The organism is Lachnospira sp. (assembly GCF_016290755.1).
In the GTDB taxonomy this organism is placed as follows: domain Bacteria; phylum Bacillota; class Clostridia; order Lachnospirales; family Lachnospiraceae; genus Lachnospira; species Lachnospira multipara.
Genome location: NZ_JAEEVD010000073.1, coordinates 1 through 9,113 on the forward strand (window position 1 = coordinate 1; position 9,113 = coordinate 9,113).

The 9,113-nt window shown below is 30.7% G+C and carries 8 protein-coding genes; all 8 read left to right on the forward strand.

The annotated features are described in order from the left end of the window. Positions 1–280 precede the first annotated feature (280 nt). The 8 genes from QVA17_RS11710 (at position 281) to rimI (ending at position 9,073) form a co-directional block, all read left to right on the forward strand. Complete coding sequence (locus QVA17_RS11710; RefSeq protein WP_287389107.1) at positions 281–1,540, forward strand: hypothetical protein; 1,260 nt, start codon at positions 281–283, stop codon at positions 1,538–1,540. Positions 1,541–1,606: 66 nt separating this feature from the next. Continuing rightward, entirely contained in the window at positions 1,607–3,577 is a 1,971-nt protein-coding gene (locus QVA17_RS11715; RefSeq protein ID WP_287389108.1) for a hypothetical protein, read from the forward strand. Then, positions 3,562–4,272 (forward strand): ABC transporter ATP-binding protein, encoded by a 711-nt coding sequence (locus tag QVA17_RS11720; RefSeq protein WP_287389110.1) that lies wholly within the window; start codon positions 3,562–3,564, stop codon positions 4,270–4,272. Before QVA17_RS11715 ends, QVA17_RS11720 begins: the two co-directional genes overlap by 16 nt. A gap of 108 nt (positions 4,273–4,380) precedes the next feature. Beyond that, a complete protein-coding gene (locus QVA17_RS11725; protein WP_287389112.1) occupies positions 4,381–6,687 on the forward strand; it encodes a Tex family protein in 2,307 nt (768 codons plus the stop codon). Positions 6,688–6,930: 243 nt separating this feature from the next. After that, on the forward strand, positions 6,931–7,458 hold the full coding sequence (locus QVA17_RS11730; RefSeq protein ID WP_287389114.1) for a hypothetical protein: 528 nt from the start codon (positions 6,931–6,933) through the stop codon (positions 7,456–7,458). A 1-nt stretch (position 7,459) separates the two neighbouring features. After that, the gene (gene tsaE, locus QVA17_RS11735) at positions 7,460–7,891 is read left to right on the forward strand and encodes a tRNA (adenosine(37)-N6)-threonylcarbamoyltransferase complex ATPase subunit type 1 TsaE (RefSeq protein WP_027432173.1); all 432 of its coding nucleotides are present in this window, start codon (positions 7,460–7,462) and stop codon (positions 7,889–7,891) included. Positions 7,892–7,893: 2 nt separating this feature from the next. Beyond that, positions 7,894–8,604, forward strand: coding sequence for a tRNA (adenosine(37)-N6)-threonylcarbamoyltransferase complex dimerization subunit type 1 TsaB (tsaB, locus tag QVA17_RS11740; protein ID WP_287389116.1), 711 nt, complete (start codon positions 7,894–7,896; stop codon positions 8,602–8,604). A 10-nt stretch (positions 8,605–8,614) separates the two neighbouring features. Then, entirely contained in the window at positions 8,615–9,073 is a 459-nt protein-coding gene (gene rimI, locus QVA17_RS11745) for a ribosomal protein S18-alanine N-acetyltransferase (protein ID WP_287389117.1), read from the forward strand. The last annotated feature ends 40 nt before the right edge of the window (positions 9,074–9,113 follow it).

Here is a 9,113-nt window from a genome sequence, read left to right on the forward strand (position 1 = left end):
TTGAACGCAGTGTAAGCAATCCCCCGCTTCAAAAGCGTAAGCTTTAAGCGGGGGTATAAAGCTTACTAGTGTCAGAAGGGGTTAAAGCCCCTTCTGACAGGTGGCACAAAGTGCCACTGCGTTCATGAGAAAGTAGCGAAGCGGATTCCGAATGTCCGCTTTACTGTTTATTTAATAGAGAAATAAATTTTATAAAACTTTAAAAATTATATTGAATAAATGTAAATATTTTATTACAATACAATTATATTAAATAATTATAAAATAGTTGGGGTATTTTATGAAAAAGAAATATTCGCTAGTGTTTGTAAGTTTTTTGTTTTTACTTAGTGGTTGTGGGAGATTTGCATATATTGAAAATGAAGAAACAACTAATAAAGAAGAATCAAGAGTATCATTTCATGAAACAGATAATGTAGCTTTTATTAAAGAGCCACCAGCACAATTTTGTTCATCTAAAGATGGTATTTATCATCTAGTAGTATTTTCTGAATCTGAAATATCTACGAAGAAGCTTTATTTCTACGATTTTAAGACAGGTATAGATACAATTGTTTGTTGTAAAACTGATTGCGAACATAACGATAATACATGCGTGTCCTATTATGAAGATAATTCATATTATTATGATTTTTATATTTATAATGACTCAATATTTAAATTAATAACAGAAGAAAATGGAGTATATCTTTATAAATATGATAAGACAGGCTTGAATTATGAAAGATTTGCATTACTATACGATAATAATATACCTTGTAATATAGTATTAGGACGTCAAATTGAGGACTTTCTTTATTATAGATGCTTAACAGAGGATGGCACTTTGCATATATGCAAAGTAAACCTAGAATCTGGTAAATATTCAGAACTTTGTCAGCTTGATGGTAATTATTATTCTGTTAATGCATCTAGAATATTAGAAAAAAATCAGTGCATATATTTAGAAGCTAGTCATTATCCTGATAATGAATTAGAAATATATAAAGAGGTAGTTTATAAAGTTGATTTAAATACTAATTTAAAAGAAGAAATATGTGAAACTTATACAACAGACAGTCAATATGCAACACTTAATAATGTAAGTATTGCGACTAATGATAGTGATGTATATGCTTTAGACGATAAGAATAATCTGATAAATTTAATAGATGGAAAAGTGATTAAAAATTTTAGCGATTTATTTAAATTATCAGAGTATGGAATTTTTGCAAATAATAATTATATTTTATTTAATAAGAATTATTTGGAATATTTTATGAGCAGTCCAATAGATTCTAATGGTGAAAATCATAATATAGAATCTGATAAGAATATATATCTTTATGATATAACTAATGATAAGAGTTTAAATGTGTCAAATTTAAATATTAGATTTCAAGATGAAACTGGAAAAACTTTAGAAGATTGTGAAATGGTTTCTATTCTTGGCTTAACAGATGAGTACTGTTATATTTATGGTGATGATTCTAAGTTGTATATGTTAGATTTATCAACAATTTATTCAGACGAAGTATTGGTGATTAGACTAGATATATAATTTCAACAAAATGAAAAGACTAACCTCGAAAAAAGGTTAGTCTTATTTTAGATAATGGAGGGAAAATTGGGGTTTAAACGTTTACTTAATATAAAATTTATAGGGGTATTTATAATTGCTTGCATAATAAATGTTAGCTTGTATATTGTGTTTTGCAATAGTGAAATTTCATATGAAGAATTAAAAAATAGTGAAGAATATAATGAGTATATTGCTGAAAAGATTGATAATATAGATACTCATATAAAAACATCTTTAGTTGAGCAAGAAAGTGAAAGCTATTATAGACTTTTAAAAACTAAATATGACTTATCTAATCTGAGAAAAGTTGAAATAAAAAAAATAGAGACAAAGTCTTTTAATGAATTTAGTACATTCAATATAGATGATATGATATCAATTTTTATTGTAGTGTTTTTTGTTTTTTTCTTAGGTAGACCAGAGGATGATTTTTTGGATTTAATTGACACTACTAAGCACTCAAAGAAAAGATATAATATATATAATATTTTATCTATACTATTACTTGTAATTATAACGGTGACGGTAAACTTTGTTTTACCAATCATCGTTTCTAATATAAAAAATGGAGATTTTAATACTTTAAATTATGCTGTTCAGAATTCTAATATATGGAAATTATCAGCTTTGCTTGTAAATATAAAAGAAGCATATTTATATATACTAAGTACAGAAATATTAAAACTGTTTTGTATTGGTTTATTGAGTTATTACTTTATTAACATTTTCAAAAGTAGATCCTTTAGGATGTTAATGTTTGCAGTTTTTTTGCTTGTAGAATCATCAATAATGGCAATAAAATCTTCTGCTAAAATAATAACGATTTTAAAAACAATAAATATTTTTCAATCAGTTAAAAACTTATTTAGCACTTACAACTTAATAGGAATTGGTAAGTATTGGATTTCATTTTTTGAATTTTATTTATTTGTGGTTTTCTTATTAACTTTAGTGTTGATGTTAATGGGAATTACAATTAAATTTAATAATACTTTTTCTTTTTCAAGGTTTATAGAAAGAGTTCACTTGAAAAATAATTACCATTTGTTGGAACTAAAAAAAATAATAATTTCACAAAATGTTTTATCTTTTCTACTTATGATAATTGTTGTTATGGTAAGTTTAAAACTAACTACAGGATATTCAATAACAGAACAAGATATACAAATTAAGCAATATTATAATGCTGTAAATGGGGATTATGAAGATAAAACTTTATCTTATATAGATAACATAGATGGCTATATAGAAATGTATAGAGATATATCTACTAGAGTAGGTGATAGTTCTATTTTTAGTGGAAAAATTTATGAATATGAGAAAATAAAAGAGGAAATATTAGCTATTAGGGATAGATTAGTGGAATTATCTAACAAAGGTATAAAGAATGTACAGGTTCTTGATGAGATAAAATTCAACAATCTCCTAAACAAAAATGGAAGAAATTATATGATTTCAATGGTGTTTATTATGTTGCTTGTCGTTGTCTTTGTCTCAACAGGAACACATTCATTTGAAAAAAAGAATGAAGTAACATATCTTATACGTTCAACTGTAAAAGGAAAAACATTTTTTTTAGCAAGAATATATGCTATAAAGCTAGTAATAATATTCATCACATTAGTAATGATTAATATGTTTTGCTATGAAAATATAAAATATTCGTATGTGTTAAAGTCTTATGAATTAAATGCATCTATTCAAAGTATAACAATGTTTGAATGCTTTGAACATGATATAACAATTAAAGAAATGTTTTTTATTTTAATTTTAATAAGAGTATGTTTAGGAATACTAGTATCAACAATCCTAATAAGTATTTCATTTATATATTCAGATATGAGCGCTTATTTAGTATCTATAGTGATTTGTTTTGGTATTTATAGATATTTTTTGGGGATAGATTTATTTTCTCTTAAAATTCCTATTATTGAGCTAAGTGTAATTATGATTGCGTTATTAGCTATAAGTGTTATTTTAGTGAGGAGGGCAATAAAAAAATGGACAATAGATTAGAAATTATTGATATTAATAAAAAATATGGCAATTTAAAAGCATTAACAAATATTAATATTGAATTAGAAAATGGTATATATGCATTTATAGGAACTAATGGTGCAGGAAAGACAACACTTCTTAAGATTATAACAACTAATTTGAAGGCAACAAGTGGAGAGGTTTTATATAATGGCAAGGACATATTTAAAATGGGTAAAAACTATAGAACTTTACTTGGTTATATGCCACAAAATAAAGGATATTATGAAGACTTTACAGGACAAGAGTATTTATATTATATTGCAGGTTTAAAGTCTGTAAGAAATAAAAAGGTTCTTGTTAAAGAAATGCTAGAAAGATTTAATTTAACTGATGCTAAAAATAGAAAGATTGTCAATTATTCAGGTGGTATGAAACAAAGAATTGTTCTAGCACAAGTCCTATTAAATGATCCAAAGATAATAATTCTTGATGAACCTACAGTTGGTTTAGATCCAATTGAAAGAGAGAACTTTAAAAGCTATTTAAAAGAGATAGCTAAGGACAAAATTATTATTTATTGTACACATATTATTAGTGATATTTATAATATTGCAGACAAGGTATTTGTAATGAAAAAAGGAAGTATTGTTAAAGAATATGATAGATTAGATATAGACGAATATGCAACAGATCTTATTTCATTTGAAAAAAATGTATTCGAAAATCTTTAACTAATCTTATGCTTCATCATAATTTTATTGCCATAATTTTTTCGTATTGTTATAATTATACAAGTTGACGTTATGTCTAAGACAATTTGAAAAGAGGATTATTACAACATGGATATTAATAAGAAGATTGCAGAAGAATTGGAAATTAAAGTATCTCAAGTTGAAGCCGCAGTATCATTAATAGATGAAGGTAATACAATTCCTTTTATCGCAAGATACCGTAAGGAAGTTACAGGCTCCCTTGATGATGAACAATTAAGAGTTTTAGATGAAAGACTAAAGTATTTAAGAGGATTAGAGGATAGAAAGGCTTCTGTAATATCAAGCATTGAAGAGCAGGGCAAGCTTACAAGTGAACTTAAGGATGCAATCCTTGCAGCAGAAACTTTAGTGCTTGTTGAAGATTTATATAGACCTTATAAGCAGAAGAGAAGAACAAGAGCAACACAGGCTAAGGAAAAAGGTCTTGAGCCACTTGCTACATTTATCTATGAACAGAAGGCTAGACACTCAGTAGAAGAAGAGGCAGCTAATTATTTATCTGAAGAAGAAGGCAAGGAAGTTAAGAGCACTTCTGAGGCTATTTCTGGTGCACTTGATATTATTGCTGAATCTATTTCAGATGTGGCAGATTATAGAACTTATATAAGAGATATTACTTCTAAAGAAGGTAAGATTGTATGTGCTGCTAAGGATAAGGACGCAGGGTCTGTATATGAGAATTACTATGATTATAATGAGGCAGTAGCAACAATGCCAGGTCATAGAATTTTAGCTATTAATAGAGGTGAAGCAGAAAAGTTTATTACAGTTAAGATTGAAGCTCCAGAGGATAGAATTTTAAGATACCTCGAAAAGCAGATTATTACTGAGAATAACGAATATACAACAGAATATTTAAAGAAGGCTATCGAAGATGCATACCAGAGATTAATTGCACCATCAATTGAAAGAGAAATTAGATCTAACTTAACAGAAAAGGCTGAAGATGGCGCTATTAAGGTCTTTGGTAAGAACTTAGAGCAGCTCCTATTACAGCCACCAATCGCAGGTAAGACTGTACTTGGCTGGGATCCAGGATATGCTCATGGATGCAAGCTAGCAGTAGTAGATCCAACAGGAAAGGTACTTGATAATAAGGTAATTTATCCAACAGAGCCAAGAAATCAGGTAGATAAGGCTAAAGAGATAGTAGTAGATTTAATTAAGAAGTATAATGTTAATCTTATCTCTTGCGGTAATGGAACAGCTTCTCGTGAATCAGAGCAGATTATTTCAGATATTATTAAGGAAAATGGCTTTAATGTAGATTACATCATCACAAACGAAGCAGGTGCTTCTGTTTATTCTGCTTCAAAGCTTGCAACAGAAGAATTCCCAGATTATGACGTAGCTGCAAGAGGTGCAATCTCAATCGCAAGACGTGTTCAAGATCCACTTGCTGAACTTGTAAAGATTGAACCTAAGGCTATTGGTGTAGGTCAGTATCAGCATGATATGAATCAGAAGAAGCTTGGAGAAACACTTTCAGGCGTAGTAGAAGATTCTGTTAATAAGGTAGGCGTTGATCTTAATACAGCATCAGCTTCCCTTCTTGAATACATTTCAGGTGTATCAAAGACAGTAGCTAAGAACATTGTAGATTACAGAGAGACTAATGGTAAGTTTACTAACAGAAAGCAGTTACTAAAGGTATCTAAGTTAGGACCTAAGGCTTACCAGCAGTGTGCAGGTTTCATGAGAATATCAGATGGCGATAACCCACTTGATGCAACAAGTGTTCATCCAGAAAGTTATGAGGCAGCAGCTAAGTTCTTAGAGGATTTAGGCTATGATTTAAATTCAATTACTAAGGGTGAATTAACAAACCTTAAGAGTAAGGTTTCTAATCTTAAGGAAATGGCAGACAAGTTAGGTGTAGGTGAAATTACCCTTGAAGATATTATTAAGGAACTTGAAAAGCCAGGTCGTGATCCAAGAGATGAGATGCCAGCTCCAATCCTTCGAAAGGATATTATGGATATTAAGGACTTAAAGCCAGGCATGATTCTTAAGGGTACAGTAAGAAATGTAATAGACTTTGGCGTATTTGTAGATATCGGTGTTCACCAGGATGGTTTAGTACATATTTCGCAGATGAGCGCAACTAAGAGAGTAAATCACCCACTTGATGTTGTATCAGTAGGCGATGTAATTGATGTTCGTGTAATGGAAATCGATACAGTTAAAGAAAGAATTGCACTTTCAATGATCCTAGATGAAGCAGAAGCTAAGGCTAAGGCTGAGTTTAAGGAAAATGCTAAAAAGCAGGGAAAGAAGCCATTTAATAAAAACTTTAATAAGAACAGACAGAATAACAAGAAGAAACCAGGTGAGCTTAACTTAAGCGGCCTTGCTAAGTTTATGAATAAGTAATAGCATGTGAACGCAGTGCAACTGCGTTCATGAGGAAGTAGCGAAGCGGATTCCGAATGTCCGCTTTACTACAGGAGTATTCCTACAAGGCAAATCTAAATAATATCGGGTAGGGCAATTTGTCTTACCCGATTTTTTAGTCTAACTTATCTTTATTTTAGTAAAAATTAATACGAAGTCTGTCTAATTTATGCTAGTATAATAGAAGTGACATTTCAAACTAATTAAGGAGGATTATTATCCGTGGACAAGACAATTGAATTTGATAGTCAGGTAACAAAAAAAGACCTTATAGATTTTAAGTTATATCACAATTTCCACAGCTTTAATGGCTGGTTTGGCGTAGTGGCTGGAATTGTATTTTTAGTATTTGGTATTATCTCAATAGGTAATACAACTATTACATATACTTTGATGTTATTCCTTTTTGCAGTTATGTTTGGCATTTATCCAATTATTAATATGATGCTTGCAGCAAGAAAGCAAAGCAAATTAGAAATATTTACAAAGCCAATGCATTATGTTGTTAGCACTGATAAGATTACTTTAAGTCAGGGAGAGTTGACGGAAGATTTATCTTGGGATAATATCTATAAGATAAAGTTTAGTGGTAGAAATCTTTTAGTATATATTAACGCTTCAAGAGCTAATATCTTAACTCTTGAAACAATGGGCACTAACGCTCTTAACTTTGTTGATATTGCTAAGGAAAAGTTAAAACCATTCCAGGTAAAAGTTAATAAGCAAAAGTTAGAGAAAGTAGTAAAGTAAAATGATAAAAGAAACATTTAATTCAAAAGAGACCTTTGAATTTGGCTTTGAATTAGGACAAAAGGCGGCTTCAGGCGAAATCTATTGCTTAGAAGGTGACTTAGGCGTAGGAAAGACAGTCTTTACACAAGGCTTTGCAAAAGGCCTTGGAATTGATGAACCTATTAATAGTCCAACATTTACTATAGTTCAAGAATATCATGAAGGAAGAATTCCTCTATATCATTTTGATGTTTATAGAATCGCAGATGTAGATGAAATGGACGAGATAGGCTATGAAGAATATTTCTTTTCGGATGGTGTCTGCCTAATTGAATGGGCAAGCCTAGTAGAAGAGATAATCCCTGAAGAAGCTATTAAGATAAGTATAAAGAAAGATTTAGAAAAAGGCTTTGATTACCGTTTAATTGAAGTTGAGGGAAAGGTCGAATAGTAATGAAGATTTTAGCAATAGAAAGTTCTGCAGTAACTGCATCAGTAGCTATTGTAGAAGATGACAGCGTTTTAGCTAATTACACAATTAATCATAAGAAGACACATTCACAGACACTTCTACCAATGATAGATGAAATCTGTAGAATGACTGAAACAGACGTAGATGATTTAGATGCCATAGCAGTATCTGTAGGCCCAGGTTCCTTTACAGGCTTAAGAATCGGTGTAGCTACAGCTAAGGGAATTGCCCTAGCTAAGGATAAGCCAATGATTCCAGTAAAGACTCTTGAGGCCCTTGCCTATAACCTATACGGTCAGACTAAGACAATCGTGCCAATTATGGATGCTAAGAGAAAGCATGTATATAGCGCAATTTATAAATTTGAAGAAGGCAAGTTAGTTGAGCTTAGAGAAACTAACCTAATCTCAATTGAAGACTTAACAAAGGAACTTAACGAATCCTACAATGACGTAGTATTCTTAGGAGACGGTATCAAAGTAGCAAGAGATTACTTTAATGAAAATCTATCTATTAACCACTGCGAAGCCTCTCCTCTAGATAGACTTCAGGACGCAGCAAGTCTTGGCCTTAGAGCCCTTGACTTAGCAAAAGAAGGAAAGCTAGTTTCCTCAGATGATGTTAAGCCAGATTATTTAAGACCATCACAGGCAGAACGTGAACTTGCAGCTAAGAAAGCTAATAATAATTAAGGTGATAATTTTGAATAATATAGACATAGGCATTTTAAAAGAAGAAGACCTAGATGAGGTTTCAAGAATCGAAGAAGAGACTTTTTCAACTCCCTGGTCAAGAGACTCTTTTAAAGATACTATAGACAATGACAATACCCTTTATCTTGTAGCTTATAAAGACGGAGAAGTTGCAGGATATGCCGGCTTATGGCAAAGCCTAGACGAAGGCGAAATAACTAATGTAGCCATAGACTCTAGATTTAGACGTTTAGGAATAGCCTATAAGCTTATGAATATTTTAGAAGAAAAAGGACATGAAAGAGGCATCAATGCATTTTTCCTAGAAGTAAGAGAATCCAATGATAAAGCTATAAAGCTATATGAGAAGCTGGGCTTTAAGCACCTAGGAAAGCGCAAGAACTTCTATGAGAAACCAAGAGAAGACGCCCTTATAATGTCCAAGATAATAAATAAAGATAATAATTAATAATTAATGAAAACCAAGATAACTTGCAATAGAAAGGTAA

Excerpts from the sequence above, each read along its gene's own strand:
- QVA17_RS11720 (WP_287389110.1), top strand. The coding sequence starts at position 3,562 with ATGGACAATAGATTAGAAATTATTGATATTAATAAAAAATATGGCAAT.
- tsaB (WP_287389116.1), top strand. The coding sequence starts at position 7,894 with ATGAAGATTTTAGCAATAGAAAGTTCTGCAGTAACTGCATCAGTAGCT.
- tsaE (WP_027432173.1), top strand. The coding sequence starts at position 7,460 with ATGATAAAAGAAACATTTAATTCAAAAGAGACCTTTGAATTTGGCTTT.
- QVA17_RS11710 (WP_287389107.1), top strand. The coding sequence starts at position 281 with ATGAAAAAGAAATATTCGCTAGTGTTTGTAAGTTTTTTGTTTTTACTT.
- QVA17_RS11725 (WP_287389112.1), top strand. The coding sequence starts at position 4,381 with ATGGATATTAATAAGAAGATTGCAGAAGAATTGGAAATTAAAGTATCT.